Source organism: Shewanella aestuarii, assembly GCF_011765625.1.
Taxonomy (GTDB): Bacteria; Pseudomonadota; Gammaproteobacteria; order Enterobacterales; family Shewanellaceae; genus Shewanella; species Shewanella aestuarii_A.
The window spans coordinates 92,019-118,392 of sequence record NZ_CP050313.1; the positions used below are offsets into that span (position 1 = coordinate 92,019).

27 protein-coding genes and 1 pseudogene are annotated in these 26,374 nt (G+C 43.1%); 20 read left to right on the plus strand and 8 right to left on the minus strand.

What is annotated here, in order from left to right; translation table 11 throughout:
- Positions 1 to 3: 3 nt before the first annotated feature.
- The 3 genes from HBH39_RS00430 to HBH39_RS00440 are packed head-to-tail and all read left to right on the plus strand — an operon-like array spanning position 4 to position 2,701.
- The gene (locus tag HBH39_RS00430) at positions 4 to 681 is read left to right on the plus strand and encodes a response regulator transcription factor (protein WP_167679913.1); all 678 of its coding nucleotides are present in this window, start codon (positions 4 to 6) and stop codon (positions 679 to 681) included.
- 49 nt (positions 682 to 730) lie between these two features.
- Complete coding sequence (locus HBH39_RS00435) at positions 731 to 1,990, plus strand: sensor histidine kinase (RefSeq protein WP_167679914.1); 1,260 nt, start codon at positions 731 to 733, stop codon at positions 1,988 to 1,990.
- 33 nt (positions 1,991 to 2,023) lie between these two features.
- Positions 2,024 to 2,701 (plus strand): TIGR01621 family pseudouridine synthase, encoded by a 678-nt coding sequence (locus HBH39_RS00440; protein ID WP_167674596.1) that lies wholly within the window; start codon positions 2,024 to 2,026, stop codon positions 2,699 to 2,701.
- Positions 2,702 to 2,709: 8 nt separating this feature from the next.
- On the opposite strand, the pseudogene HBH39_RS00450 reads toward HBH39_RS00440, so the two are convergent.
- Positions 2,710 to 3,938: pseudogene (locus HBH39_RS00450) on the minus strand (GGDEF domain-containing protein).
- A 155-nt stretch (positions 3,939 to 4,093) separates the two neighbouring features.
- Here HBH39_RS00450 and HBH39_RS00455 point away from each other — a divergent pair.
- Together HBH39_RS00455 and HBH39_RS00460 are read left to right on the plus strand one after the other, a co-directional pair.
- Complete coding sequence (locus tag HBH39_RS00455) at positions 4,094 to 4,261, plus strand: YqaE/Pmp3 family membrane protein (RefSeq protein WP_167674602.1); 168 nt, start codon at positions 4,094 to 4,096, stop codon at positions 4,259 to 4,261.
- A gap of 98 nt (positions 4,262 to 4,359) precedes the next feature.
- A complete protein-coding gene (locus tag HBH39_RS00460) occupies positions 4,360 to 4,572 on the plus strand; it encodes a DUF2986 domain-containing protein (protein WP_167674604.1) in 213 nt (70 codons plus the stop codon).
- Here HBH39_RS00460 and moeB read toward each other — a convergent pair.
- A complete protein-coding gene (gene moeB, locus HBH39_RS00465) occupies positions 4,569 to 5,336 on the minus strand; it encodes a molybdopterin-synthase adenylyltransferase MoeB (protein ID WP_167674606.1) in 768 nt (255 codons plus the stop codon). The genes HBH39_RS00460 and moeB overlap by 4 nt on opposite strands.
- Positions 5,337 to 5,399: 63 nt before the next feature.
- Positions 5,400 to 6,653 carry a molybdopterin molybdotransferase MoeA gene (gene moeA / locus HBH39_RS00470; protein WP_167674608.1) on the minus strand — a complete coding sequence of 418 codons (1,254 nt, stop codon included), beginning with the start codon at positions 6,651 to 6,653 and terminating at the stop codon, positions 5,400 to 5,402.
- A gap of 108 nt (positions 6,654 to 6,761) precedes the next feature.
- Here moeA and HBH39_RS00475 point away from each other — a divergent pair, with 108 nt between their 5' ends.
- Both HBH39_RS00475 and HBH39_RS00480 read left to right on the plus strand, forming a co-directional pair.
- The gene (locus HBH39_RS00475) at positions 6,762 to 7,049 is read left to right on the plus strand and encodes a GIY-YIG nuclease family protein (protein ID WP_167674610.1); all 288 of its coding nucleotides are present in this window, start codon (positions 6,762 to 6,764) and stop codon (positions 7,047 to 7,049) included.
- 79 nt (positions 7,050 to 7,128) lie between these two features.
- Positions 7,129 to 8,001, plus strand: a complete 873-nt coding sequence (locus HBH39_RS00480; protein ID WP_167674612.1) for a substrate-binding periplasmic protein — start codon at positions 7,129 to 7,131, stop codon at positions 7,999 to 8,001.
- Positions 8,002 to 8,045: 44 nt separating this feature from the next.
- Here HBH39_RS00480 and HBH39_RS00485 read toward each other — a convergent pair whose 3' ends face one another.
- From HBH39_RS00485 to hslR, 4 genes are all read right to left on the minus strand, one after another.
- Positions 8,046 to 9,869 carry a M14 family metallopeptidase gene (locus tag HBH39_RS00485; RefSeq protein ID WP_167674614.1) on the minus strand — a complete coding sequence of 608 codons (1,824 nt, stop codon included), beginning with the start codon at positions 9,867 to 9,869 and terminating at the stop codon, positions 8,046 to 8,048.
- A gap of 183 nt (positions 9,870 to 10,052) precedes the next feature.
- On the minus strand, positions 10,053 to 11,594 hold the full coding sequence (locus tag HBH39_RS00490) for a phosphoenolpyruvate carboxykinase (protein ID WP_167674617.1): 1,542 nt from the start codon (positions 11,592 to 11,594) through the stop codon (positions 10,053 to 10,055).
- Between the two features lie 287 nt (positions 11,595 to 11,881).
- Positions 11,882 to 12,742, minus strand: a complete 861-nt coding sequence (gene hslO, locus HBH39_RS00495) for an Hsp33 family molecular chaperone HslO (RefSeq protein ID WP_167674619.1) — start codon at positions 12,740 to 12,742, stop codon at positions 11,882 to 11,884.
- Positions 12,743 to 12,754: 12 nt separating this feature from the next.
- Positions 12,755 to 13,153, minus strand: a complete 399-nt coding sequence (hslR, locus tag HBH39_RS00500; RefSeq protein ID WP_167674620.1) for a ribosome-associated heat shock protein Hsp15 — start codon at positions 13,151 to 13,153, stop codon at positions 12,755 to 12,757.
- A gap of 257 nt (positions 13,154 to 13,410) precedes the next feature.
- Here hslR and gspC point away from each other — a divergent pair, with 257 nt between their 5' ends.
- The 12 genes from gspC to HBH39_RS00560 all read left to right on the plus strand — a co-directional run bounded on the left by gspC (position 13,411) and on the right by HBH39_RS00560 (position 24,899).
- The gene (gene gspC, locus HBH39_RS00505) at positions 13,411 to 14,328 is read left to right on the plus strand and encodes a type II secretion system protein GspC (protein ID WP_167674622.1); all 918 of its coding nucleotides are present in this window, start codon (positions 13,411 to 13,413) and stop codon (positions 14,326 to 14,328) included.
- A gap of 26 nt (positions 14,329 to 14,354) precedes the next feature.
- Positions 14,355 to 16,484, plus strand: coding sequence for a type II secretion system secretin GspD (gene gspD / locus HBH39_RS00510; RefSeq protein WP_167674624.1), 2,130 nt, complete (start codon positions 14,355 to 14,357; stop codon positions 16,482 to 16,484).
- On the plus strand, positions 16,477 to 18,030 hold the full coding sequence (gene gspE, locus HBH39_RS00515; protein ID WP_167679915.1) for a type II secretion system ATPase GspE: 1,554 nt from the start codon (positions 16,477 to 16,479) through the stop codon (positions 18,028 to 18,030). Before gspD ends, gspE begins: the two co-directional genes overlap by 8 nt.
- 3 nt (positions 18,031 to 18,033) lie before the next feature.
- Complete coding sequence (gene gspF / locus HBH39_RS00520) at positions 18,034 to 19,266, plus strand: type II secretion system inner membrane protein GspF (RefSeq protein WP_167674626.1); 1,233 nt, start codon at positions 18,034 to 18,036, stop codon at positions 19,264 to 19,266.
- A 61-nt stretch (positions 19,267 to 19,327) separates the two neighbouring features.
- A complete protein-coding gene (gene gspG / locus HBH39_RS00525; protein WP_167674628.1) occupies positions 19,328 to 19,762 on the plus strand; it encodes a type II secretion system major pseudopilin GspG in 435 nt (144 codons plus the stop codon).
- A gap of 3 nt (positions 19,763 to 19,765) precedes the next feature.
- Positions 19,766 to 20,344, plus strand: a complete 579-nt coding sequence (gspH, locus tag HBH39_RS00530) for a type II secretion system minor pseudopilin GspH (RefSeq protein ID WP_167674630.1) — start codon at positions 19,766 to 19,768, stop codon at positions 20,342 to 20,344.
- The gene (gene gspI / locus HBH39_RS00535) at positions 20,331 to 20,699 is read left to right on the plus strand and encodes a type II secretion system minor pseudopilin GspI (RefSeq protein WP_167674633.1); all 369 of its coding nucleotides are present in this window, start codon (positions 20,331 to 20,333) and stop codon (positions 20,697 to 20,699) included. The genes gspH and gspI overlap by 14 nt, the downstream gene beginning before the upstream one ends.
- Positions 20,680 to 21,402: a type II secretion system minor pseudopilin GspJ gene (gene gspJ / locus HBH39_RS00540; RefSeq protein ID WP_167674635.1), complete on the plus strand. Its 723-nt coding sequence runs from the start codon at positions 20,680 to 20,682 to the stop codon at positions 21,400 to 21,402. Before gspI ends, gspJ begins: the two co-directional genes overlap by 20 nt.
- Entirely contained in the window at positions 21,402 to 22,391 is a 990-nt protein-coding gene (gspK, locus tag HBH39_RS00545; protein ID WP_167674637.1) for a type II secretion system minor pseudopilin GspK, read from the plus strand. Before gspJ ends, gspK begins: the two co-directional genes overlap by 1 nt.
- 50 nt (positions 22,392 to 22,441) lie before the next feature.
- Positions 22,442 to 23,650 carry a type II secretion system protein GspL gene (gene gspL / locus HBH39_RS00550; protein ID WP_167674639.1) on the plus strand — a complete coding sequence of 403 codons (1,209 nt, stop codon included), beginning with the start codon at positions 22,442 to 22,444 and terminating at the stop codon, positions 23,648 to 23,650.
- 1 nt (position 23,651) lies between these two features.
- Positions 23,652 to 24,128: a type II secretion system protein M gene (locus tag HBH39_RS00555; protein WP_167674641.1), complete on the plus strand. Its 477-nt coding sequence runs from the start codon at positions 23,652 to 23,654 to the stop codon at positions 24,126 to 24,128.
- A 9-nt stretch (positions 24,129 to 24,137) separates the two neighbouring features.
- Positions 24,138 to 24,899 carry a type II secretion system protein N gene (locus HBH39_RS00560; protein WP_167674643.1) on the plus strand — a complete coding sequence of 254 codons (762 nt, stop codon included), beginning with the start codon at positions 24,138 to 24,140 and terminating at the stop codon, positions 24,897 to 24,899.
- Positions 24,900 to 24,980: 81 nt separating this feature from the next.
- Here HBH39_RS00560 and yrfG read toward each other — a convergent pair whose 3' ends face one another.
- Entirely contained in the window at positions 24,981 to 25,643 is a 663-nt protein-coding gene (gene yrfG / locus HBH39_RS00565; RefSeq protein WP_167674645.1) for a GMP/IMP nucleotidase, read from the minus strand.
- Positions 25,644 to 25,720: 77 nt separating this feature from the next.
- Here yrfG and nudE point away from each other — a divergent pair, with 77 nt between their 5' ends.
- Positions 25,721 to 26,278 (plus strand): ADP compounds hydrolase NudE, encoded by a 558-nt coding sequence (nudE, locus tag HBH39_RS00570; RefSeq protein ID WP_167674647.1) that lies wholly within the window; start codon positions 25,721 to 25,723, stop codon positions 26,276 to 26,278.
- Positions 26,279 to 26,374: the final 96 nt, after the last annotated feature.

Below are 26,374 nucleotides of genomic sequence, written 5' to 3' on the forward strand. Positions count from 1 at the left end.
ACTATGCGTATTTTGATCGTTGAAGACGATGCCACAACATTGAAGTATGTGGCGCAGGGATTTACCGCACAACAATATAGCGTTGATAGCGCAACAGATGGTCAAGAAGGGCTAACACTTGCTAAGCATAATCAATATGACTTGATAGTGTTAGATCGTATGTTGCCGAAACTTGATGGCCTAACCTTATTATCGGCGTTGCGTACTAGCGGCAACAAAACACCGGTACTGATTTTATCGGCACTTAGCCATGTTGATGAGCGGGTTAAAGGCCTGCGCGCGGGCGGTGACGATTATATGACTAAGCCATTTTCATTTGATGAGCTATTAGTGCGTGCCGAGAAATTAGCGCAGCGTACTATTGTTGAGCCAGCTTCAACAGATATTGAAGTGGGTGGCTTAAAAATGGAGCTGTTAACACGTAAGGTCACTTTAGATGGCAAAGAGCTAATGCTGCAACCCAAAGAGTTTCAGTTATTGAAGTATCTAATGGAGCATCCTAATCAAGTTATCAGCCGAACTTTGCTTTTTGAAGCCGTATGGGATTATCACTTTGACCCACGAACAAATGTGATTGACGTGCATATTGCTAAACTACGACGTAAGTTTGAAGAGCTTGGTCATGGTGAGTTAATTGAAACCGTGCGAGGTTCTGGCTATCGCCTCTGCAAAGGCCATTAAGCCTTATCAAAGTAGCGCATGGCGGATCACCTTAATCTTCTCCACTCTGGTGACGATTTTGATCGTGATGCTTGTTTTCAGCTTATACAGACAGCTGATTATCGAGCAAGAAAATCAAGTAGATAGTCATCTTGCCGCAGAAATGCAGCGCTACCAGCAATTAGCTCTTACGGTTAATCGTAGAAGCTTTGCTGCGCAGATTAAAGCCGCAGATCCTAAAACGGCACTGATTGCTTGGAAAAATAGCGTTGATATGGTCGGCGCATTAACCTTTTTGCCTGATGACATGCCTATTTTGCCTGAAACCAGAGAATTTCCCATTTTCTCTGGCGGGCCAGAAAAACTTCATATTCTTACTGGCGGTTTAGCAATGACCAATTATGGGCCGGTTTTGATTGCGACGCGTACCGACCAATTGGCGATATTAATTGAAAAGTTTATCAACGCAGCTTTTTGGGCCGTTGCTTTCACATTGGGGCTAACCTTAGCGCTGGGCTATATTTTTTCCAAAGCCATCTTGCGACGACTGGTGCAATACAATCAACTGAGTGAGCAAATTGAAGCTGGTCATTATGAAACCCGCTTACCAGTTAGTTCTCAACAAGATGAGTTTGACATGCTGGCACTGCAATTTAACCGCGTGCTGGATACTTTAGAGCAAAACCTGCTGGCCGTACGAGGTGTGACCGATAATATTGCCCATGATTTACGTACCCCGTTGTCGCATTTGCGCATTGGGATTGAGCAATTATCACAAAAGCCAATGGAAGAGCTCGCCGATGCGCGTGCAGAGTTGCTAGAAGAATTGGATGATTGCTTGGCAACCTTTGACGCTATGTTGTCGTTAACTCGGATTGAAGAAGGTCAGCAATCGTTAGATGTACAACCCATAAGTTTACAAGATATTTGCCAAGATTTATTTGAAATGGCAGAGGTATTAGCTGAAGCCAAAGATCAGCAATTTACCTTAGACTTGCAGCAAAATGCGACGATTCAAGGTGACAAATACTTGTTATTCCAAGCGCTGTTTAACTTAGTTGATAATGCAATTAAGTATTCACCTGAAGGCGCGACTATTCATATTTCGCAGCAAGGAAAGTCCATTCACATTGCCGATAATGGCCCTGGCATTGCGGATGAAGATAAAGAGCGGGTATTTGAGCGTTTAGTCCGGCTTGACCCAAGTCGCCATTACAAAGGCACAGGGCTTGGCTTGTCGATGGTGAAAGCGATTTTATCTCGCCATCAAGCCAGTATTGAACTTAGCGATAATCATCCTGGGTTATTAGTTAAAATTCATTTCAAATAGTCAGCGTGTGCCCACACAGAGCAATCTAATCTTATGTATAAACTTGTGAGCGATGAAACCGATTTTATTGTGATTAATAAAGCTGCCAATGTGCACTTTCATAGTCAAGATGGCAGTGCTGGTGTCGTTGCACAAGCTGAGGCTGATTTAGGCATTAAGTTATTTGCGGTTCATCGATTAGATACACCCACATCTGGGTTAATTATTTTGGCTAAATCGGCATTTGCAGCCAATCAATTTACTCAGATGTTTAGTGCTCATCAAGTGCAAAAGTATTACCTAGCCTTAGCGCAAGGTAAGCCGAAAAAGAAGCAAGGTTGGGTGATTGGTGATATGGCCAAGTCGCGTCGCAGCATGTACAAATTACTTCGTAGCAAAGAGAATCCAGCCATTACCCAGTTTTTTTCCGTATCCATTGAGCAGGGGATTCGAGCTTATTTACTTAAGCCTCACAGCGGTAAAACCCATCAATTAAGAGTGGCTCTGGCCAGTATTGGTGTACCGATATTAGGGGATACGTTATATGGCAAAGCGTTAAGTGATCGTTGTTATTTGCATGCTTATCAATTGCATTTCAATTATCAGGGGCAGGAGTTTAGCTTTAGTCAGTTTCCTGATGCTGGTGAGCGATTTTTAGCTCAACCTATGCAAATATTACTGCAAAATGATTGGCAGCAGCCCAACCAATTACCTTGGCCAGCCAAACCTTAAGCTTACTGCTAGACGCTTTTGCTTTCAGCTGAAGCCATACTTGGTACTGACTGTAATTGATTATTATCGGTCAATGTTCCTGTGCAAATGGTATTACGCCCTTGTTGTTTTGCTTGATACATCGCATCATCTGTAATCTGCAACAATTGTTCAACTGTTTGATTTTTGTTGATGGTGGCAAATCCAATGCTGGCTTTGACTGCAATGTGTTGTTGCTGCCATTTTAAGTGATTTTTATTTAACGCTGCTTGGATTTTTTCTGCCACTAAATAAGCTTGCTCAGCATTCGTCGATGGCAAGATAATTAAGAACTCCTCCCCCCATATCGACAAATAAAGTCGACCTCTCTTAGTGTATTTTTCAGTAAGTTGGCAACATGTTTAAGGGCAGCATCCCCTGCTAGATGGCCAAAGGAATCGTTAATTTTCTTAAAACGATCTAAGTCTAGCATTATTAAACTGAAGCATATTTGGTTTCGTTTCCATAGGTTATCAACTAATTTCAAATGTGCTAATAACGCATGCCGATTCCACACGCCAGTTAATTGGTCTTTGTTGGCTAGTTCTCTAATTCTGAGGATTAAACTGGTTAATACATTAGCAAATAACATGCAGTTAATAGTAAAAAGAAAACTAATGTTAAGCCATGAAACTGTTGATGAGTTCAATGTGGTTAGTTCATTGCTAAGTTGCTGATTATCTATGAAAATGATCACCGAAACTGCTTTTGCTATAAAAAATAGACTAACAAAAGCGAAAGGTAAGGTGATAAGTGAGGTATAAAACACAGAGACGTTTTTTCTAACCGCGTGGTAAGTATCAAAGACAATGCAACTAAAAATGATAAATGCCCCCAAACATGCTATGACCATTAAGTAACTCGCAAACTCTTGTTGGGGTGGGAATAAAAACATGCATAAAGTGGTAATACTGACAATGGTTAGATCGAAACTAATAGATAACGGTTGTTTAAATATGCTTTGTCCGCCCCACCTCAAGCAGCAATATCCGACGAGGTAAATGAAATCTGCACCGTACCAATATAAGTAGTTGATGGTATCTGAGCGAAAGTAATACAGCATCATGCCAATAAACATGCACAGGTTAGTTATTGAGAACAGTTTGCTGGCTTTTGGCGCAATACGAATAGGCGAGGCCATTAGCATCCAAGCAAACGCTGCCGCTAAAGCCATTGCACAAAAAAATTGAACATAAACTAGAGCTAATGGACTATTCATTGATTTAGATAGTAATTAATTTTTCTAATGAGTTAACATTAATTTTATTTGCACAGAAGATAGTCTTTTAATGTTGAGATATAACTTGTAACCTATGTTGTATCTTGTTGTTGTGTTGCAAGTAATGAGTGTGTACTAAAAATAAGGGAATAAACATGAGTGCCAACAAAATACTATTAATTATACTAGCAGTTTTATTGCCGCCTGTTGCTGTATTTTTAAAAAAAGGCGTAGGTAAAGATCTGCTTATCAATATCATCCTGTGTATTTTCTTTTATGTACCAGGGATTATTCATGCTTTGTGGGTGATCTTACAAGATTAGATTTCGATCTTGTTTTGTATAAGTCTGATAGCTGTTTAATGCACAGATTGATTCAAACAGCTATAATCTCTCGCCAATGTGAAGGTGAGAGCAGAGTTGTGAATCGTAAAAAGAAAATCAATCAAACCCTAAAAGCCAAGGCAAAAAAAGCCAATAAAAAACTGGCAGGAACAAGCAATAAACCTAAATATATTGCGAAAGCTGACCGTGAAAAGCTAGTGAATGGCTATTCTGTTATGGACAAGCAGGCGCTGAATAGTCAGGCCGCAACTTTAGTTGAGACCTTATCAACAAATGCTAACCTTGGTTAAGCATTACCGCATACCTTACAATGCGCTTGTTTAGGTAGCTTCATTTCTCGAAATTCCATAGTCATGGCATCAATCATTAAAACGCGTCCAGCCAAATGGGTGCCCATGTGACAGATAACTTTAATGGCTTCTGTAGCTTGAATGCAGCCAACTAGCCCAACAACGGGCGCAAGAATACCTGATTCAACACAGGTTAGTTGCTGCTCACCAAACAGTTGGCTGTAGCAATGGTAACAAGGTGAGTGAGCTTGATAGTCAAACACAGTTACAGTGCCTTCCATTCTAATCGCCGCTGCAGATACCAATGGCACCTTGTGCTTAAAGCAGCTTTGATTTAATTGTTCACGTATTTGTATATTGTCAGTGCAATCTAGCACTAGGTGATGATGGGCAATGAGTTGATCAATTTGCTGCTCATTTAACAAAGCGTTAATGGTATTAATGGTGATCAACGGATTGAGTTGCGCTAAGGTTTGCTTGGCTGAATCGACTTTAGCTTGGCCAATATTGGCATCCTGATGTAAAACTTGTCTTTGTAAATTAGACAGTTCAACCGTATCAAAGTCGACAATGGTCATTTCACCCACCCCAGCGACGGCCAAATATTGGCTGGCAGCACAACCTAATCCGCCGGCGCCAATAATTAACACTTTGGCGAGCTTTAATTGTTCTTGGCCATCAATATCCATGGCTTTAATTGAAATCTGGCGACTGTAACGCAGCATTTCATTGTCGCTTAGAATGTCATCTATAGGCTGGCTCATGCCGCCTCCTGTTATTCCTGTTGCTGAGATTAGCAACAGGTCGGCTTATTGTTGTTAAAGTGTTTAGCTGAGAACGCTATTAAATGGCTCAACACTCACCATGGCGCCAGCTTCAGTATCGCCTTGGTATTGGGCTAAATTGATAAAACAATTAGCAATACTCATTGACGTTAGCATGCCTGACCCTTGACCACCGGTAACTGCAACTTCGAGCTCACCTTGTGCATTTTGGCTAAGTATGCCGCGTTGATATTCGACTCGCCCAGGTTGTTTTCGAATGGGGGTGGTTAATTTTGCCTGATAAGTCAGGGCATCAATATGTGGTAGCCCTTGCATTTTATTTAAAATTGGCCACACCAGCTTATAAAATGTCACCATGGATGACACAGGGTTACCCGGTAAACCACAAAAAACGGCCTTGCCAATTTTGCCAAATGCAAAAGGTTTACCCGGTTTTATTGCCAGCTTCCAGAATGTGATTTGGCCTTCTTCTGACAATATTTGTTTAGTATAATCCGCATCGCCTACAGATACCCCGCCTGAGGTGACGACCATATCTGCACAACTCGCCGCATCTTTAAATGCAGCTCTAATGGCTTCTTTATCATCTTCGATAACGCCTAAGTCAATCCAGTCTACATTTGCCTTGGCCATTAAACCTTGGATTGAATAACGATTTGAATCATAGATTTGACCAGGAGCCAATTCAGATCCGACAGGGCGTAGCTCATCACCTGTTGAGAAAAAGGCAACTTTTAAACGGCGTTTAACTCTCACTTGGCTGATGCCTATGGTAGCCAGCACACCCATTTCTGCGGCCCTAATCAATGTGCCTTGATACAATACTTTCGTTCCTGCCGTTAACTCTTCACCGCAGCAACGTACATTCGCGCCCATCTTTGCGGGATGGTTTATGGTGATCGCTTCACCATTAGTTTGTGTTTCTTCTTGCATTTGTACTGTGTCGAATCCCACAGGTACTGGTGCGCCTGTCATAATGCGAATGCAAGTATTTGGTTTGATAGGCCCTTGATAGGGATGGCCTGCAAAAGAGCTGCCTACTAATGTTAATGTGGTTTTTTCACTGTGTTGGGATAAGTCTGAAAACTTAAAGGCGTAGCCATCCATTGCTGAATTATCAAATGGTGGTAAATCGATTCCTGATGCTAAATCTTCAGCTAAGACTCGACCAATAGCATTGGGTAAATCAACCATTTCAGTATCATCTGTTGGCTGTACTTGGGCGAGTAATTGTACTATGGCTTCGTCAGGATGCAGTAAAGCGGGTTGAGCGCATGGGTCTTGAGTTGTTACCATCAGATATTCCTTAGAAAGGTGCGTCTTGATTCATCTATCCAAATTTGTTGGATAGTATGCCACGTTAGCGGGTAATTTTTATGATTAAACTTAAGGTTTTTAAACTATATGTCACAAAATTCAGTCGATAAACCTTGGTTTCTATACATCATAAAATGTGCCAACGGTCATCTTTATACGGGGATTACCACAGATATAGATCGCCGTTTTAGTGAGCATCAATCAAGTGGCCCTAAAGCGGCTAAGTTTTTAAAAGGTAAAGGGCCGCTTGAATTGGTTTATCAAGAAATACACCCTTGTCGAAGCAGCGCTTCAAAGCGTGAAATAGCCGTAAAAAAACTGAGTAGAGCACAAAAGCTTTTATTAACAAAAGGCAAACAAGTTTATGTTGTATAAACTATTATTTTAATTTTTTTGGTTTGCTCTGAATAAATCGTTACACTAGCGTCTATTGCCATTTCAACTTAGATTTGTAATGAAGTCATATTGGTTACTCATCATTTTTTTTCTAGCTACTTTCGCAGCGCCCTATAGTACGGCTCGAGAGGTTATTCGAGTGGAGGCGATTCAGTCGGATGACAACCGTAGCTATGTTTATTTTGTCGATTTGTTGCATGAGGTATTAGCTAAAACCGATGCTGAAAACGGTTTGGTTGAGGTTCAGGCGGTTGATATCTATGTTTCTCAAGCTCGTGCTTTTCAGTTACTTAAAACTGGCCAGCTTGATGTTATATGGGCAGGCACTAACCTTGAGCGTGAGCAACAATTTGCAGCCATTCCGATCCCGCTTATTGGTGGGCTGTTGGGCATAAGAGTACCGGTTATTCGCCAAGAAAGCCTATCTCAATTTGAGGCTATCACATCCGCAGATGAGTTAAAGCAGTTAGAGGCTTGTCAGGGTTCGCAATGGCCTGACACGGATATTTTAGCGTTTAATGGCTATAAAGTTGAGCGAGTGATTAGCTTTAATCTTATGTATTCAATGTTACAGCAAGGGCGTTGCGATTATTTCCTTCGAGGTATGAACGAGGTTTATGCCGAGTTAACCGCCCCCGCGAATAAGAATTTAATTGCTTTTGAGGGCATTGTGCTTAGATATCCTTTGCCGATGTACTTTTTTGTCGCTAAAAACAATCAAGCCTTACAGCAAAGGATTACATTAGGTCTTCAGCGTATGGTGGATTCGGGCGAGTTAAATGCTTTTATAAAACAGCATCCAACCACCCGTGATATTTTCCCATTAACGCAATTTAGCCAGTCACTGATTTTTGAGTTAACTAACCCAATGTTGCCAAGCTCAATTCCTATTGATGACGCGGCGCTTTGGTTATCTATTCCCCAGTCTTAAACCTTGGTTAACTTTTGGATCATACTGAACTTGATGTTAGGCGATTATTGGTGCGCCCTTAACACAGGATAAACTTGATACTGCTTGTCATAATAAGGGCTGCGTTGATAAAACCAACGTAAACGCGCCTTGCTGTCTTTGGCAAAGTCTTCATCAGCAAGCGCTTTCTCAAACTCGGCTTTTAACTTAGGATCGTGGGCCAGCATGTGTGCGGCCATCGGCTCAACGGCATAGTCTTCAATGTATTCGGTGCGCGTAAAAATAGTATTAAACATGCCCCAGTAAAATAGCGAGTCCTCAGCTTGCGGCTCAAGTAATAGTATTGCTAAGTCACCCAATGGCTGTGCGGTGGAGACTTTTATTGATCCTGCTGGAATAGTCTTCATTAGTGTTTCACTTTGCACTTTAGCTTTTACCGTTTGTCTGCCTTCATAATCTTGTTTACCAAACTTGGGCTGAGTAAAACGGTATTGCTCCACTTGCTGGGTAATGGCTTCTGTGGTCTTGCTCATTTCAATGCCATGAATGCTCAGTGTATTAATCACAGCGGCCCATTGTGGTGGAATATAATACGCTGCAGGGCGTGTAACGCGGATATCGGCTTTGGTGTTGCCTGTCACTGGCAATGCTGGGTATAACTTTGGCTGACCTGTCCAGCGAACCACATTTGCGCCGCTAATCTCACTGTGCTCGATCTGGTAATCTACTCCTTTAAAATCCCAATCGGGTTGGGCTTCGTCTTGCCACGTGAGGGTGATCGGGTTTGCTTGGCGTTGAGTATCGAGATGAATCGCTGCAGAGAGTATTTTATTGTGCTTGGCTAAGGTTTTTAGGCTTTGCTCTAGCATCACATAAGTGCCTAACACTCTTTGCTTAAAGGGTTTTAAGCTGTGATTTTCAATTAAAATGGTCGGTAGGTGACGCGCATCGCCATAGCCATTTGAATAGCGCGGGCTGGCATTCCAATAAGATAATCCCTTGCTCATGTCGGCGTTGTCATTGGCAAAAATTAACTTACCGGGAATATGGCCATTATTTGCTAAGGCGGTTTCAATTTCGGGTCGGTAAGTGTGCTCTAACCAATCGAAAATACTGGGACTGTAACCTTGCTTGACGTTATAGCCAAAGGTGACATCATATTGATAATCAATGCCATCAGTTACATGAACATCAATATATAAGTCTGGTTGGTATTGATTAATGACGCTGATAACATGTTGAGTTTCAGGGGCTTCCGCTTTGGCGTAGTCTCGGTTTAAATTAAGGTTTGTGGCTGTGGTGCGCCAGCCCATATTGACAGGACCGCGTTGATTAACACGATTAAACTGGCTGCTACGTTCATGGGCATCGACAGACAAAATTGGAATAAATAGTAGATTGGCATGTTCAAGTAGGGCTTGCTTATCTCCGTGAACAATATCGCGAAGCAACATCATACCGGCATCTTTGCCATCTATTTCACCAGAATGGATCCCTGCTTGTACCAATAATGTCGCAGCGTTATTTTGAGCTAATTGTTGTGGATTGGTTGCGCCATTTTTAGCGGCAATAATCATCCAAATATCCCGCCCTTGTGGACTTTTTCCAATACTCACTTTGTGTAATTGGTCACTGCTAGCAACCAGTTTATCTAGCCATGCCATTGTGTGTTGATAGTCTGGACTTGTTAAATAGTCATGCTGCTCAAATGGTGTCGCCCACGGGTGGCTAGCCGTTTTTAATAAGGCTTCACTTTGTCCTTGCCATGTTAATGGCGGCGGTAAAATGCTGTCGTTAACATAGGGTGTTGGGCTTGCTGATGTCGCGGCAAAGGTCAAAGGGCAAAGCAGTATCGCGCTAATGACAGCGTGTAAGGTTAGTTGGCGCATAATGAACTCGTTAGTTGTTGATTATTGTGGTGAGTACAGGCAGCCAACATCATAGCAGTGAATGATTAAGAAGAAAGGGGACGATAACTCTTGTTACATTTTGTTTTATGGGCAATAAATAAGCCCTAACTAGGTTAGGGCTTATTGTACAAATTAATTTTTTCGCGCTAAGGCATCATGGCCTTATGCTTTAGGGCCGGCATGTCTAATTGCATCAGACACATCATATTTAGCAAAGTTAGCCGCAAACTCTTGCGCCAGTTGCGCGGCAAATTTAGCGTATTCGGCTTTATCTGCCCAAGTGTTGACTGGGTTGAGTAGTTGGGTATCAACGCCAGACACGGCCACGGGCACATCAAGATTCAATTGGTCAATGTGTACGGTTTCAACATCTTTAAGCTCACCGCTGACAATCGCATCAACAATTGCACGAGTTGTTGGGATGTCAAAACGCTTACCAACTCCATGTGGGCCGCCTGTCCAGCCGGTGTTTACTAAATAAACTCGGCTACCGAATGCTTCAATACGCTCCATTAATAGTTCAGCATAAACACCTGCGGGACGTGGGAAGAATGGGGCACCAAAACAAGTTGAGAAGGTTGATTGAATGGCAGCCGTTGAGCCCATTTCAGTTGAGCCGACTTTGGCGGTATAACCCGACAGGAAGTGATAAGCCGCTTGTTCTTTCGTTAGCACTGACACTGGCGGTAAAACGCCTGATACGTCACAGGTTAAAAATACGACGGCATTAGGTTCTGCACCGCGGTTTTCTTCTGTACGTTGGGCAATATGCTCTAATGGGTAAGCTGCGCGGCTGTTTTCAGTTAAGCTGGTGTCGGTGTAATCAGGTACACGGTTTTCGTCAAGTACAACGTTTTCAAGTACTGTGCCAAAACGAATCGCATCCCAAATAACGGGTTCATTTTTTTGGCTTAAATCGATACATTTAGCGTAACATCCGCCTTCAATATTGAATACACCACCAGGTGCCCAACCGTGTTCGTCGTCACCGATTAAAAAGCGTTTTGGATCCGCTGATAAGGTTGTTTTACCCGTACCAGATAAACCGAAGAATAAAGTGGTATCGCCGTCATGACCAACGTTGGCCGAACAATGCATTGGTAGCACGCCTTTGGCGGGTAATAAGAAGTTTTGCACCGAGAACATCGACTTTTTCATTTCACCGGCGTATTTAAGGCCTGCTAGCAATACTTTGCGTTCAGCAAAGTTTAGGATAACTACAGCGTCAGAGTTTGTGCCATCGCGCTCTGGGTCGCACACAAACCCTGGCGCATTGATGATTTGCCAAACATCTTTGTTGCCACGATTAAAGGTTTCTGGAGTGATAAACAGGTTACGAGCAAAAATTTGATGCCAAGCGTACTCCGTTGTTACTCTCATTGGGAGATAGTGTTCGTCAGATGCGCCGACTTCAAGTTCAGAGACAAACAGTTCCTTCTCCGATAAATAGGCCTCGACACGGCCCCATAAAGCATCGAATTTTCCCGCATCAAATGGGCGGTTAACCTTGCCCCATTCAATATCTGCTTCCGAGCTTGGCTCTTTAACAATAAAACGATCGTTAGTTGAACGTCCTGTTCTTGCACCGGTTTTCGCCACTAATGCACCATTTGCGGTGAGTTGACCTTCGCCACGAAGAAGCGCGATTTCAACAAGTTGCGCTGTTGTAGGATTAAGGTGAACACTGTTTGATAAGTCCGCCATAGTGTAATTCTCCAATTTTTAAGGTCGTTTCCGCTTTAAGCATCAAATAGAGGTAGGCTGAACAGACTATTATTATGTGCCTCATTTAATTGGGCTATATGTTGTTCAGTAGGGTGATTGTAACTTATGTTAACGGTGGGGTGGCGAACAGTTTGGTAATTTTTTTGAAAGTTTTTCAGGTTTGTTAATTCCTTGTGTCGAACAAACAGCAAAAAGGCGCATTTTTAGCGCCTTTTGTGAAAGAGTTACAGTTTATGATTCATTAGTGCTCGCTCATTTACGCAGGTTTATTGCGCTGTATTATGTTTAGGGCTGTCTGCGTAAATTGCTGCAATGTCGATAGCATCAAAACTGTATAGTGCAGTGCAATATTCACAGCCCATTTCAATTTTGCCTTCTTCCGCTAAAATTTGGTTCACTTCTTGTTGCGAAATCGTACGGATTGCACCAGCACTTCTTTCCCGTGAACAGCTGCATTTGAATGTCACCTCAACAGGATCAAATAAACGCACCTGTTCTTGATGGTAGAGGCGGTGTAACACTTGTTCAGCTTCTAAGCTAAATAGCTCTTCTGCTTTGATCGTGGCGGTTAAGGTTGATAAATGTTCAAATTCAGTATTTTCATCTGATTTGCTTGGCAGCACTTGCAATAACATACCTGCAGCTTGCTCGCCATTCGCAAATAGCTGAATTTGGGTTGGTAACTGTTCAGACTGGTTAAAGTATTCTTCTAAACAGGCAGCTAGGTTTTCATGGTCTAAGGATACAATACCTTGATAACGCTCACCTTCATCAGGGGTTAATGTTATCACCATGTAGCCTTTGCCCATCATTTGTTGCAACGTAGCATCGTCAGCAATGTCGCCCTTCCAGCGAGACACACCGCGCAGCACTTGTAAGTTGTTACCGTTAATCACAGCTAACGATACTGGGCCATCGCCTTGTAACTGTACACTGATATCACCGTTAAATTTAATGGTTGCGGTAAGTAATGAGGTTGCCGCCATTAGCTCACCCAGTAGGCGCTTTACTGCAGACGGATAAGCGTGAGCAGATAGTACTTGCTGATAGCTTTGTGTTAACTGGACGATTTCGCCACGCACATCGGCATCATCAAACAGGTAGCGGTGTAACATATCGTTTGTCATAGCATGTCTCATTTATAAATCTTTAAAGCGCAAAATTTGTCTGCGCTGCTTTTTATCCGGTTTATGATCTGGCGCCGGATTGTGTAAAATATTCAACCGTCTTGCTTCGGCATTAAACTCACGTTTGGTTATGCTGGCAGCGGTTTCTTCGTATAGGGTTTGAGCAATCGCCGCACTTTGGCGCTGCTCGGATAATTTTATGATGACGACTTCACGATCATCGTGTCCTTGGCGTACTCTTATTGTGGCACCGAGGTCGGCGTTCTTGCTGGATTTCGTCCGCTGGCCGTTGTAATGTACCTTGCCACCGTTAATCATCTCTTTGGCGATGGCGCGCGTTTTGTAAAAACGGGCTGCCCATAACCATTTATCGAGGCGAACTGTGGTTTTTTCAAGCTTAGCGTTACTCAAGTGGCCTCCAAAACTGGATTAAGTTCACAAGCTGAGTCATTTTACCGTGGTACTTAAAAAGTATCATCGTAAAAGGTGGCAATACTCACAGCCTTTTTAGGCGCGCAAAGTTAGCATATTTGACTGTATTTCGCCAATTGAATGCGATGGGCTTGTTGCATAGTGCTGTGTAGGTTAGCATTGAGTCGCAATCACTAAATTAACTAACATTAAAACAGAGGCCTGTACTAAAAATAGTATAGAGGGTCCAAGAAGATATGGATTTATTAGATAAACTGATCGCCAAAACTGCAGTTATTCCTCATAAACAATTGAGCAATGTTGTTTTTTGGTTTGGTCTCATAATTGCGATGCTGCTGGCAGCGCAAATTACATGGAAGTTAATGCCTGCATCGCAATCAGATGCAGTTTGGCAACCATCCCAAGTGTCGACAACCGCTAGTAAGCGTGTTGACCTTGATGCTGTGCAAAATTTATTGCTATTTGGTAAGGTCAATAGCGAGGCTGCTAAGCCGAAAGTTGAGGTGGTTGAACAAATCACCGATGCCCCAAAAACCAATTTATCTATTCAGTTAACCGGCGTGGTTGCCTCAACCACAGATACCAAAGGTTTAGCGATCATTGAGTCTAGCGGTAGCCAAGAAACCTACAGCCTTGGCGACAAAATTAAAGGCACTTCAGCCTCATTAAAAGAAGTGTATGCCGACCGTATCATTATCACCAACTCAGGCCGTTACGAAACCTTGATGCTTGATGGTCTTAAATACACCAGTCAAAGTGATGTGAATCAACAATTACAAGAGGCCAAATCCAACAATCGTAATGTACGTCAAGTGGATTTACGTAATAGTGAGTTTTCAGAAGAGTTAGCCAATTCTCGTGATGAGTTATTAGCTGACCCAAGTAAAATCACCGATTTTATTGCTATTTCGCCTGTGCAGGTGGAAGGTGAATTAGTGGGCTATCGCCTTAATCCGGGCAAAGATGCGGCGCTGTTTAAGCAAGCCGGCTTTAAACCTAGTGATTTGGCGAAATCAATTAATGGATTTGAACTGACCGATATGAGTCAGGCATTAGAAGTGATGGCGCAACTGCCAGAATTGACTGAAATGTCAGTCATGGTTGAACGCGAAGGACAGTTAGTCGAAATCATGTTTAGTTTGCCAGAAGAATAAGCAGTGGCATTAGGGGAATGAGTAAAATGAATAACAAAGGGCTTCGACACAAGATTATTGCGGGTATGCTTGCAGGAGCCGCCATGCTTGCTTCTCATGCTGCTTGGTCGGAACAATATGCTGCCAATTTCAAAGGTACAGATATTCAAGAGTTTATTAATATTGTTGGTAAAAACTTGAATAAAACCATCATTGTTGATCCAACAGTACGCGGAAAAATTAATGTCCGTAGTTATGATCTTCTCGATGATGAGCAATATTACCAGTTCTTCTTAAACGTACTGCAAGTTTATGGTTATGCCGTTGTTGAAATGGAAAACAGCGTCATTAAAGTCATTAAAGACAAAGACGCTAAAACTTCAGCGGTTCGCGTTGCTGACGACTCCGACCCTGGGATCGGTGATGAAATGGTGACTCGCATTGTGGCGTTATACAACACCGAAGCGAAGCAGCTTGCCCCTTTATTACGCCAACTTAATGATAACGCTGGTGGCGGTAACGTTGTTAACTACGACCCATCAAACGTATTGATGATCTCAGGCCGCGCCGCCGTAGTTAACAAACTAGTTGATATTGTTCGTCGTGTTGATAAGCAAGGTGATACCGCTGTTCAAGTGGTTTCATTAGAGTTTGCTTCTGCAGGTGAAATCGTTCGTATTGTTGATACCCTTTATCGTGCCAGCGCTAACCAAGCACAAATGCCTGGTCAAGCGCCTAAAGTGGTTGCAGATGAGCGCATGAACGCGGTTATTGTGAGTGGTGATGAAAAAAGCCGTCAACGTGTGGTTGAGTTAATCAAACGCCTTGATGCCGAGCAAGCTAGCACTGGTAATACCAAAGTGCGCTATTTACGTTATGCCAAAGCCGAAGACTTGGTTGAAGTGCTAACCGGATTTGCACAAAAGCTGCAAAGCGACAAAGACGGTGGCTCTCAGCAATCGGGTGGTAAACGTCGTAGCGAAATCAATATCATGGCACATGCTGATACCAACGCATTGGTGATAAGCGCAGAGCCTGATCAAATGCGTACTATTGAAAGCGTCATTAATCAATTAGATATTCGCCGCGCGCAGGTGTTGGTTGAAGCCATTATTGTTGAAGTATCAGAAGGTGATGATGTTGGTTTTGGTATTCAATGGGCATCAGCTTCCGGTGGTGGTACTCAATTTAATAACTTAGGCCCAACCATTGGTGAGATTGGCGCAGGTGTATGGCAAGCTCAAGGTGAAGAGGGAACAAAAGTTTGTACTGAAAATGGTACATGTACTGAAAATCCAGATAGCCGTGGCGACATTACTATTCTTGCTCAAGCCTTAGGTAAAGTGAATGGCATGGCCTGGGGCGTGGCAATGGGTGACTTCGGTGCCTTAATCCAAGCGGTTTCCAGTGATACCAAATCAAATGTACTAGCAACGCCTTCTATTACCACCTTGGATAATCAAGAAGCCTCATTTATCGTTGGTGATGAAGTACCAATTCTGACGGGTAGCCAAAATTCTAGCAATGGTAACAGTAACCCGTTCCAAACGGTTGAACGTAAAGAAGTGGGCGTTAAACTAAAAGTGGTGCCTCAAATTAACGAAGGGACTTCAGTTAAGCTAACCATCGAACAAGAAGTGTCAGGCATTAATGGTAAAACAGGTGTAGACGTTACCTTTGCTACACGTCGTTTAACCACTACAGTGATGGCTGACTCGGGTCAAATTGTGGTACTGGGTGGTTTGATTAACGAAGAAGTGCAAGAAAGCGTTCAGAAAGTCCCATTCTTGGGTGACATCCCTGTTATTGGTCATTTATTCAGATCGTCTTCAAGTGGCAAGAAAAAGAAAAACTTGATGGTATTTATCAAGCCAACCATTATTCGTGATGGTATTACCATGGAAGGCATTGCTGGTCGTAAGTACAACTACTTCCGTGCATTACAGCTTGAGCAGCAAGAGCGTGGTGTGAATTTAATGCCGAAAACTAAGGTGCCAGTGCTTGAAGAATGGAATCAAGAAGCGTACTTACCAGATGAAGTTAACGATGTGCTTGAGCGCTACAAAAGTGGTAAAGGGTTAGACACTCAAATGCGCGAAACTGATCCTGCACTAAAATCGATCAGCGAAAGTAAACTTAAAGATAGTCAACTAGATAGTGAGCAAAATGATGACTGATATCGCAGCGGAAACGTTAGCGCAGGCATCATCAGAGTTGGCGCTAGAAGTGGAAGGTGATCAGACGTTTCACTCTAACAGTAAAGAGCGGTTACCTTTTTCATTTGCCCATCGCTTTGAAGTGGTGATGGCCAAGCAAAATGAGCAATTAACGTTATTTTATACTGATTCGACACCGCTAAGTGCCATGTTGGAAGTGCGTCGTTATTCAGGACTTGATTTACCGTTAATTAAGCTCGAAAAAACATCCTTTGAAGCCAAACTAACGCAAACTTATCAAGCCAACTCCTCTGAAGCGCAGCAGCTTATGGAAGATTTGGGTAATGAGATGGACCTATTTACTCTAGCAGAAGAGCTGCCGCAAACAGAAGATCTGCTAGAGGGTGATGACGATGCGCCAATCATCAAACTGATTAACGCGTTATTATCTGAAGCTATTAAAGAAGAAGCGTCTGATATTCATATCGAAACCTACGAGAAACAGTTGGTTGTGCGTTTTCGTATTGATGGCGTACTTAAAGAGGTATTGAAACCGAATCGTAAATTGTCATCGCTACTGGTATCACGTATTAAAGTGATGGCGCGTTTAGACATTGCCGAAAAACGTGTACCACAAGATGGCCGTATTTCGCTACGTATTGCTGGTCGTGCGGTTGATGTGCGGGTATCTACCATGCCATCAAGCCATGGCGAACGTGTGGTAATGCGTTTATTAGATAAAAATACCGGTAACCTAGATTTAAAACAGCTAGGCATGACAGCCAGCATTCGCCATACCTTCGACCAACTTATCCGTAAACCACACGGAATTATTTTGGTGACCGGTCCCACAGGTTCAGGTAAAAGTACCACGCTGTATGCCGGATTAACTGAGATTAACTCTAAAGATACCAACATTTTAACTGTTGAAGATCCTATCGAGTATGAACTAGAAGGTATTGGCCAAACTCAAGTTAACACCAAAGTGGATATGACTTTTGCCCGTGGTTTACGTGCTATTTTACGTCAAGACCCTGATGTGGTGATGATTGGTGAGATTCGTGATTTAGAAACCGCTCAAATTGCTGTGCAAGCCTCGTTAACGGGTCACTTAGTTATTTCAACATTGCATACCAATACTGCATCTGGTGCGATTACCCGTTTACAAGATATGGGTGTTGAGCCTTTCTTGGTGTCATCCAGTTTATTGGGTGTGTTAGCCCAGCGCTTGATCCGTACCTTATGCCCAGTTTGTAAAGAGGCACATGAGCCTGATGATCGTGAGCGTGAGTTGTTAGGCATTACGGCCAACGATACGCGGATGATATATCGTGCTAAAGGTTGTAAAGCTTGTGGTCATAATGGTTACCGTGGGCGTACCGGTATTCACGAGTTATTGGTGGTTGATGACAATGTTCGTGAGCTGATCCATGGTGGTCGCGGCGAACTTGCCATTGAAAAATACGTGCGAAAAACGATTCCGAGTATTCGTCATGATGGTATGAGCAAAGTGCTTGATGGGGTCACCACCCTTGAAGAAGTATTGCGCGTTACCCGTGAGGAATAATCGATGGCTGCATTTGAGTATAAAGCGCTAGATAGTAAAGGTAAGCAGCAAAAAGGCGTTATAGAAGCTGATTCAGCGCGTCATGCCCGCAGTCAATTGCGTGAGCAGCGACTTATGCCGCTTGAGCTGCAACCCGTATCAGAAAAAGAAGCGCGTTCGCAAAAAAGTGGTTTTAGTCTAGGTCTATTATTCAAAAAGCGCATCTCAGTTGCTGAGCTTGCGTTAATTACCCGTCAAATTGCGACCTTGGTTGCTGCAGGTTTGCCCATTGAGGAGGCGTTAAAAGCCGTTGGGCAACAATCTGAAAAAGCCCGTTTGGGTAATATGATTATGGCCGTTCGCTCTCGGGTAGTAGAAGGGTACAGCTTGGCTGACTCATTAGCCGAGTTCCCCCATGTATTTGATGATTTATATCGCGCCATGGTGGCATCGGGTGAAAAGTCGGGCCATTTAGAAGTCGTGCTTAATCGTCTTGCCGATTACACCGAGCGTCGCCAGCAATTAAAGTCCAAGCTTACCCAAGCAATGATTTATCCTGCTGCCCTAACCACAGTTGCCATTGCGGTAATTGCAGTGCTGCTTACTACTGTTGTGCCTAAAGTGGTTGGTCAGTTTGAGCATATGGGGCAAGAGCTACCGGCAACGACTCAGTTTTTAATTGCGGCTTCAGATTTTATGCAAGATTACGGCTTGATTTTGGTGGGGGCCATTGTTGGCTTAATTATTTTAGCTCAGCGTTTATTGACCAACCCTAACATTCGGATGAAATTTGATACTGCTTTATTGCAACTTCCGGTAATCGGTAAGGTCAGTAAAAGTATCAATACGGCTCGTTTTGCGCGTACCTTAAGTATTTTATCGGCCAGTTCAGTCCCCTTGTTGGACGGAATGCGTATTGCCAGTGAGGTATTACTGAATGTTAAAGTTCGCGCGGCAGTCGATGATGCCACCGCACGAGTGCGTGAAGGTACCAGTTTAGGCGCGGCGTTAACGAATACTAAATTGTTCCCTGCCATGATGCTGTATATGATTGCATCGGGCGAGAAAAGTGGTCAATTAGAGGACATGCTAGAACGCGCGGCAGATAACCAAGACCGCGAGTTTGAGTCAAATGTCAATATTGCAATCGGGGTGTTTGAGCCTTTGTTAGTCGTCAGCATGGCTGGGGTCGTGTTGTTTATTGTCATGGCTATCTTGCAACCTATTTTAGAGTTAAACAATTTAATCAGTGGCTAACTCATTGTTAGTATTATCTGGGTTAATTTTTTTGTATCAGTGAGTTTTGAGGAAGTAATAAATGCAAAAGCAACATAAACAACGTGGTTTTACCTTATTAGAAGTCATGGTGGTTATCGTGATTTTAGGTATTTTGGCGTCAATGGTTGTGCCTAACTTAATGGGTAACAAAGACAAGGCCGATCAACAAAAAGCAGTTTCTGACATTGTTGCTCTGGAAAATGCTCTGGATATGTACAAGTTAGATAACAGTATTTACCCAACGACTGATCAAGGTTTAGATGCTTTGGTACAAAAGCCAACCTCTTCACCTGAGCCGCGTAATTATCGTGAAGGCGGTTATGTGAAACGTTTACCGCAAGATCCATGGCGCAATGATTACTTGTTATTAAGCCCTGGTGAAAACGGCAAAATTGATATCTTTAGTGCGGGCCCTGATGGGCAACCGGGTACTGAAGACGACATCGGTAACTGGAACTTACAAGATTTCCAATAACCCATGCAAATCAATCGTCAAGCAGGCTTTACCTTATTAGAGGTCTTGTTGGTGGCATTGTTGATGGGGTTGGCTGCATCAGCCGTTACCCTATCGATAAGCAGCGCAGGCCCCGAGCAGGTTCTAAACAAACAGGCGCAGCGTTTTATGGCGGCGACTGAACTTGTGCTTGGTGAAACCGTATTAAGTGGCCAGTTTATTGGTATTGTGGTGGACGAAACCCAATACCAATTTGTGCTTTATAACGAGGGGAAGTGGGTGCCAATCGAGCAAGATAAAATGCTCGCTACCCAGCAACTTGAGCCCGGGATTAAACTGGATTTAATTCTTGATGGCATGCCATTAATGCAAGAGGATGAAGAACAAGACTCTTGGTTTGATGAACCCTTTATTGATGAGCTTAGTGCTGAAGAAAAAATTAAAAATCCTCGACCACAAATTTTATTATTTCCAAGCGGTGAAATGACACCATTTGAATTACGTTTTACTACTGTCGATGATCGTCGTCAGCCGATTGAGTCTTTAGTTGTTGGTGATGCATTGGGGCGTTTATCGCTAGGGCGTTTTGATGATCAAGCATAAAGGCATGACCTTGCTCGAAGTCATTGTGGCATTGGCGGTATTTTCCATTGCAGCAGTGTCAGTGACCAAAAGCTTAGGCGAGCAAATGGCCAATATGCCAATTTTGGAAGAGCGCACCTTAGCACAGTGGGTTGCCAGTAATCGTATGGTTGAAGCGCGCTTGCCTGAAGAGTTTCCGCCAATTGGTAAAAGAGAAGGTGAAGTTGAGCTTGCAGGCCGCGATTGGTATTGGCGTCAAGAGGTGGTTAAAACCACAGATGATAATTTTAGAATGATCCGTATTACTGTCAGTGACGATCAAAGGTTTCAGCGTGTTGTGGCACAAGTGAGTAGTTATGTACACAACCGTAGTTAAAGCAAATAAAGGGTTTACCCTGCTTGAAATGCTGATTGCCATTGCTATTTTTGCCATGATTGGTTTGGCGGCAAACTCAGTCTTATCGACCGTAATGGCCAATGACGAAGTGACCAAAAAGTTTTCAGTTCGTTTAAAAGCGCTGCAACAAGGTTTTGGTGCCATTGAGCGTGATTTAGGCCAAATGGTGGCGCGAACTTATCGAGGTCTTGATGGCGAACGCAGCAGTAATTATTTTCAAACCGGTGACAATCTGTTTGATTCAGAAACCGAAGCGTTAGTTTTTTACCGCTTAGGTTGGCTAAACCCTGATGGAATACTACCTAGAGGCAGTATTCAATCGGTTGCTTATGTCGTGCAAGAAGGACGTTTAGAGCGTTGGTATTATCCATATCCTGAACCGGTAACGGGGGCTGAACCGTTAAAAACCTTGATTATTGAAAACGTGTTATCGATAGAGTATTCCTTTTATGTTGACAAAGAGTGGAAACGAAAAGTCGATGGCACTGTGATGCCACGTGGAATTGCAATTGAAATTGAAATTGACGGTTTGGGTAAAATTCAGCGCCAGTTTTTGCTGCCTAAGGGCGCATCGGCACCGACCGAATCAGAAAATGACAGTGGTAATTCTGGTAACGAAGATGATCCGCAGGATGATACTAGCGGTGAAGATGGCACTGAAAATGATGGGGATGGTACTTAATGAAGTATCATAACCAGCAGGGCGTCGCCCTTATTGTGGTGATATTAATTGTGGCAGTAGTGGCCATTATTGCCACTAACATTACCAGTCGCAATCAATTATCAATGCGACGCACCCTGAATATGGCGCAGTATGATCAAGCATATTGGTATGCCTTGTCGGGTGAAGAGCTCGCCATGAAAGTGCTCAAACAAGATTTTGAAGATGCCGATGGCAATGTGATTCATCGCCAGCAGTATTGGGCATTAACCGATATGGTGTTTCCTGCGGAATATGGCCAAATTGGTGGTGAAATAAGTGATATGCGCGCTTGCTTTAATTTAAATTCAGTGTCACAAGAATCAAAAGAAGTTGAAAATGGTCAGCCTAAAATGACCCTAGCGGCTAAGCAATATCAAGGATTATTAGTGGCTTTAGGCATGGATGAGTTTGGCGCAGAGCGCCTAACTCATACGCTAAAAGACTATATCGATGCAGATACCGTTGCTAGCCCCTTTGGCGCTGAAGACTCTGAATATGAATCGCGTAATGTGCCGTATCGCGCCGCTAATACGTTAATGCAGCATCGCAGTGAGTTACGCGCCGTGTTGGGTTATAACCAAGATATTTATCTTAAGTTACGGCCTTACATTTGTGCAATACCGGGCGATAATCGCCAACTGTTAAATGTGAATTCTATAGAGGTCGAGCAAGCTGCATTGCTTGTGGGTATGTTAGATAACCAAATATCCTTGTCTGATGCTGAGAGTGTGATTAATCAACGTCCAGCGGATGGTTATGAAACCATAGATGATTTTTGGCAAAATTCGGCTTTAACGAGTTTGAAAGCCGAAGCCAATTTTCGTTCAAGCTTTGTGATCACCAGCAATTACTTTTTATTACGCGCTGGTGCCAAAGTTGATAATGCCGTATTCATAATGGACAGTGTATTAAAGCGCAGTGGCAACAATATAGATGTGATCACCCGCCAGTACGGTGGTCAACAATAATAACAAGCTCAGCTGTGATATAAACGGCGAGAGATTGGTGGAGAAAAACAGTGTCTGAAAGGCTATTTATCCGATTAGGAAAAACATCAGAGCACCCTTGCGCTTGGCTTGTGTGGTCTGAGCAAGAGCAAGAGATTATTGCCTCGGGTGAGTTGCCTGATGCGCACAGTCTGACAAGCTTAACGGAACGGGTGGGGAATCGCCCCGTTGACGTGCTTGTACCCGCTGCCAGCATGACGTTAACTGAGCTTGCCTTACCTGAAAAAGGTCAGCGCCAAGCACTCAAAGCGTTACCTTTTATGTTAGAAGAGTCATTAGCCAGCGATGTTGATAGCATGCATTTTGTGGTTGGCCCGCGCGATGGTGAAAATATCAATGTCATCGCAGTTGCCCATGAACAAATGCAGCAATGGCTTGAATGGCTGAGCGAGGCAGGCTTAAAAGCAAAACGCATAGTGCCAGATTGCCTTGCGCTACCTTTAGGGCAGTGTCGATGGGCGATGATGAGTGTCGGAGATGAGTACCTATTACGCACAGGTGAAGGGGCCGGCTTAAGTTTACCTAAACCTTGGGCTGAGTTTGCGATACCGCAACTCATTAACCATGCGAAGCAAGATGATGCCGATGCCAATATTAATGTGGCCAACTATAGCAGTGATATTGTGCTAGAAGGTGTCAACCTTGAGGCCAAGCCGCTTGAGCTACCTATGATGGTGCTGGCGAAAGGCATTTTGCAAGCGCCAGTTAATCTGTTGCAAGGTATTTATAAGCCAAAGCGCGAATACAGCAAACACTTACTATTATGGAAAAATGCAGCGATTATCACCGCAGTGGTGATAGTGATGGCATTAGTGAATAAAGGTTTAGCGATTTATCAACTTGATACTCAAACAGCTGAGCTACGCCAACAAAGTGAGGCGATATTTAAATCAGTTAATCCTGGTGTAAACCGGATTGTGAATATTCGCTCACAAATGGATAGTCAGTTACGAAGTTTACAAGGGCAAGGTGGCGGTGCGGCATTTTTTGAAATGCTTCAAGGGCTTGAACCTGCTTTTACTCAGGTGCCAAAATTGAAGCCTAATTCCTTGCGTTTTGAAGCAAATCGCAATGAGTTACGTATGCAGGTAACAGCAGAAACCTATGCGCAAATCGACACGTTTAAAGAAATCGTCGCAAAAGATTTTCAGTTAGATGGTGGCGCCATGAACAGCAACGAAGATAGCGTAATCAGTACCTTGACCTTGAGGAGCAAATAACATGGATAATTTGCGTAATTGGTGGCAGGGCTTAGCGGTACGTGAGCAGCAGTTAGTGGCTTTTTGTAGTGTGTTTGTGGTGATTGGTATTTTGTATTGGGGCATTTGGGCGCCAATATCTAATGCGCAAGAAAACGCTGAACGCAATCATGCGGCAGCGCAGCAAACATTAACCTATGTAAAGCAATCGGCTAATAAAATTGCTGGCTTAAAACAAACGGGTGCAAAAGCAAAAGTGACCGGTAGTTTAAGCTCCATTGTTAACCAAACTGCGGGGCAATATAAGTTGGAAATTACTCGTATGCAGCCTCAAGGTAACAAAATTCAGTTATGGATGGACGAAGTGCCTTTCGATACATTACTAAGTTACCTAAATGATCTAGTTGACCAAAAAGGCTTAACTTTAGACAGTGTTGATATTGCTGAGTCAGATACGCTTGGCTTAGTCAAAGTCAGACGTATTCAGCTTTCCCAGTAAGGATTTTTTGTGAAGTTATTTGTCAAAATTGGCATAGCAGTATTGCTTTATCTCTTCTTTCTCGTGGCCTACCTGCCAGCAAATTGGTTGGTCAGCATTGCGCCGCTGCCTAGTAATGTTTCATTAGCTGGTGTTGATGGCACCTTGTGGGATGGTCAAGCTGATTTAGTCAAGATAGATAATCGTCAGCTTGAAAACGTCAGTTGGCAATTGAGCCCTTTGGGGCTCTTTTTAGGCCAAGCCAATGTTGATTTTCAAATTGGTAATCGTGCAACTGCGGTTAGTGGTCGTGGCAGTGTAAGTTATTCATTATCGGGTTTAAGTGCAGAAAATGTGCGTTTTGAAGCGCCTAATAGCTTTATTTTAGCGGGTACACGTTTACCTTTTAGGACCCAAATTAGTGGTGATGTCAGTTTGATGGTGCAAACCCTTGAGCAAGGTCAACCTTGGTGTGAGCAGCTTAATGGCAAACTATTCTTAAACAGCACTAATGTGACCAATCAATTTGGCGAGTATCCGTTAGGGGATGTGGTGTTAGGCTTATCCTGTATCGATGGCCAAGTGCAGCTTAATACTGACGAGCAAACCAATCAGCTTGGTTTGCAAGGTACGCTCATATTAGCTGAAAAAAACTTAGTTAAGATTAGTGCCAAAATTAAACCAACAGATAGTCAGCCAGATGACTTACGTAAAGCATTAAGCTTTTTAGGCAAGCAAGATAGCCAAGGTTATTATCCGATTAATTATCAAGGTACGCTGCCAGGGTTATAGTTTTTACTTGCTGATAGACCTGAGTTCAGATTGATTAACCAAAATAAGGGCGCTGAAATGCGCCTTTATTGTTGCTGTTATTTAGCGAATTAATTCATCAAATAAATGATGATAGTCATCAATAGCTGGGAAGTCGTTAAATACATTGTGGTTTTTTTGGCTGTCCGGATTATTGATCCCTAACTGATAGCCTATGCCTGCCTTTCTAGACGCCTCAAGAATTGGCTCGCTGTCATCAATAAATAGACAGCGGGCAGGGTCTAAGTTGAATTTTTCAATCGCGATTTGCCAAAATAACGGATGCTCTTTGGGATAACCTGTCTGGTGACTGGATAGCATGTCATCTAAACCGCGAGCAAGCTCAGTGTGTTCAAGTTTTAATGCCAAACTTTTCGGGTGAGCATTGGTGAATAAAATTCGACGTTTGTTTTGCTGCCCTAAAGCCAGTAAAAAGGGCATGCTGTCTTGGCGCATTTGAATGCGTTCAACCATTGAGTAATGCAGGGTGAGTATGTCTAAGTCTAATTCCTGCTGCCAATAATCAATACAATACCAATCTAATGTACCAACTACCTTGTGATATGCGGTTTCAACAATTTGTTTGGCCGCATCAAGGCTTATTTGTCGTTGTTGGCTTAACTGCTGCGGGACTAATTGCAGCCAAAAATGATTGTCAAAGTGCAAATCAAGCAGGGTGCCGTCCATATCAAGTAAAACTGTATCTATCTTATGCCAAGGAAACATGAAAATTCCGGTTGTAGATTACGCTTAGGATAGTAAGATTGTAACTTGTCTATATTCATTCGTCACATGAGGTTGCAATGACACAGCGGCATAGCAAGCCGGAAATCTTGCACACGGAAGTTGTCGCAAAAAGCCGACTGTTTCAAATTGAGCAAGTGCATCTTAAATTTTCCAATGGCGTAGAGCGTCAATACGAGCGAATGAAAGGCGGTAGCCGTGGCGCAGTAATGGTGGTGCCTGTGCATAAAGGGCAATTATTGCTCGCCAAAGAATACGCGGCAGGTACCGATAATTACGAGCTCGGCTTTCCTAAAGGCTTGATTGACCCCGGCGAGCAGGCTGTTGATGCGGCAAATCGAGAGCTGCAAGAAGAAATAGGCTTTGCCAGTAAAAAATTAACTCATCTTAAAACCTTGTCACTGGCACCCGGATACTTCTCCAGTAAGATGGAAATTTTTATCGCTGAAGATCTCTTTGCAAGCAAACTTGAGGGTGATGAGCCTGAGCCAATTGAAGTGATCCCTTGGGCATTGAGTGACTGGCAAGCGTTGCTTGATAACGCAGATTTTTCAGAATCACGCAGTGTAGGCGCGCTTTTTTTAGCGCAGCAGTATTTAGCCCAAACAATTAAATAATTTCTTTTTTGAAGCATGGCTAAAGCAGTAATATTGACCGGATCCTCGCACTTTGGACAATATTAGCTAAAGTTAGATTTAATCAGTCAAACATGC

What these genes read in the sequence shown, in the direction of transcription:
- gspK (WP_167674637.1), top strand. Translation starts at nt 21,402, where the DNA reads ATGAAGTATCATAACCAGCAGGGCGTCGCCCTTATTGTGGTGATATTA.
- HBH39_RS00480 (WP_167674612.1), top strand. Translation starts at nt 7,129, where the DNA reads ATGAAGTCATATTGGTTACTCATCATTTTTTTTCTAGCTACTTTCGCA.
- gspE (WP_167679915.1), top strand. Translation starts at nt 16,477, where the DNA reads ATGACTGATATCGCAGCGGAAACGTTAGCGCAGGCATCATCAGAGTTG.
- gspJ (WP_167674635.1), top strand. Translation starts at nt 20,680, where the DNA reads ATGTACACAACCGTAGTTAAAGCAAATAAAGGGTTTACCCTGCTTGAA.
- HBH39_RS00490 (WP_167674617.1), bottom strand. Translation starts at nt 11,594, where the DNA reads ATGGCGGACTTATCAAACAGTGTTCACCTTAATCCTACAACAGCGCAA.
- gspH (WP_167674630.1), top strand. Translation starts at nt 19,766, where the DNA reads ATGCAAATCAATCGTCAAGCAGGCTTTACCTTATTAGAGGTCTTGTTG.
- HBH39_RS00555 (WP_167674641.1), top strand. Translation starts at nt 23,652, where the DNA reads ATGGATAATTTGCGTAATTGGTGGCAGGGCTTAGCGGTACGTGAGCAG.
- gspI (WP_167674633.1), top strand. Translation starts at nt 20,331, where the DNA reads ATGATCAAGCATAAAGGCATGACCTTGCTCGAAGTCATTGTGGCATTG.
- gspC (WP_167674622.1), top strand. Translation starts at nt 13,411, where the DNA reads ATGGATTTATTAGATAAACTGATCGCCAAAACTGCAGTTATTCCTCAT.
- gspG (WP_167674628.1), top strand. Translation starts at nt 19,328, where the DNA reads ATGCAAAAGCAACATAAACAACGTGGTTTTACCTTATTAGAAGTCATG.
- hslO (WP_167674619.1), bottom strand. Translation starts at nt 12,742, where the DNA reads ATGACAAACGATATGTTACACCGCTACCTGTTTGATGATGCCGATGTG.
- HBH39_RS00440 (WP_167674596.1), top strand. Translation starts at nt 2,024, where the DNA reads ATGTATAAACTTGTGAGCGATGAAACCGATTTTATTGTGATTAATAAA.
- HBH39_RS00455 (WP_167674602.1), top strand. Translation starts at nt 4,094, where the DNA reads ATGAGTGCCAACAAAATACTATTAATTATACTAGCAGTTTTATTGCCG.
- gspF (WP_167674626.1), top strand. Translation starts at nt 18,034, where the DNA reads ATGGCTGCATTTGAGTATAAAGCGCTAGATAGTAAAGGTAAGCAGCAA.
- HBH39_RS00485 (WP_167674614.1), bottom strand. Translation starts at nt 9,869, where the DNA reads ATGCGCCAACTAACCTTACACGCTGTCATTAGCGCGATACTGCTTTGC.
- yrfG (WP_167674645.1), bottom strand. Translation starts at nt 25,643, where the DNA reads ATGTTTCCTTGGCATAAGATAGATACAGTTTTACTTGATATGGACGGC.
- nudE (WP_167674647.1), top strand. Translation starts at nt 25,721, where the DNA reads ATGACACAGCGGCATAGCAAGCCGGAAATCTTGCACACGGAAGTTGTC.
- moeA (WP_167674608.1), bottom strand. Translation starts at nt 6,653, where the DNA reads ATGGTAACAACTCAAGACCCATGCGCTCAACCCGCTTTACTGCATCCT.
- gspD (WP_167674624.1), top strand. Translation starts at nt 14,355, where the DNA reads ATGAATAACAAAGGGCTTCGACACAAGATTATTGCGGGTATGCTTGCA.
- HBH39_RS00430 (WP_167679913.1), top strand. Translation starts at nt 4, where the DNA reads ATGCGTATTTTGATCGTTGAAGACGATGCCACAACATTGAAGTATGTG.
- HBH39_RS00475 (WP_167674610.1), top strand. Translation starts at nt 6,762, where the DNA reads ATGTCACAAAATTCAGTCGATAAACCTTGGTTTCTATACATCATAAAA.
- moeB (WP_167674606.1), bottom strand. Translation starts at nt 5,336, where the DNA reads ATGAGCCAGCCTATAGATGACATTCTAAGCGACAATGAAATGCTGCGT.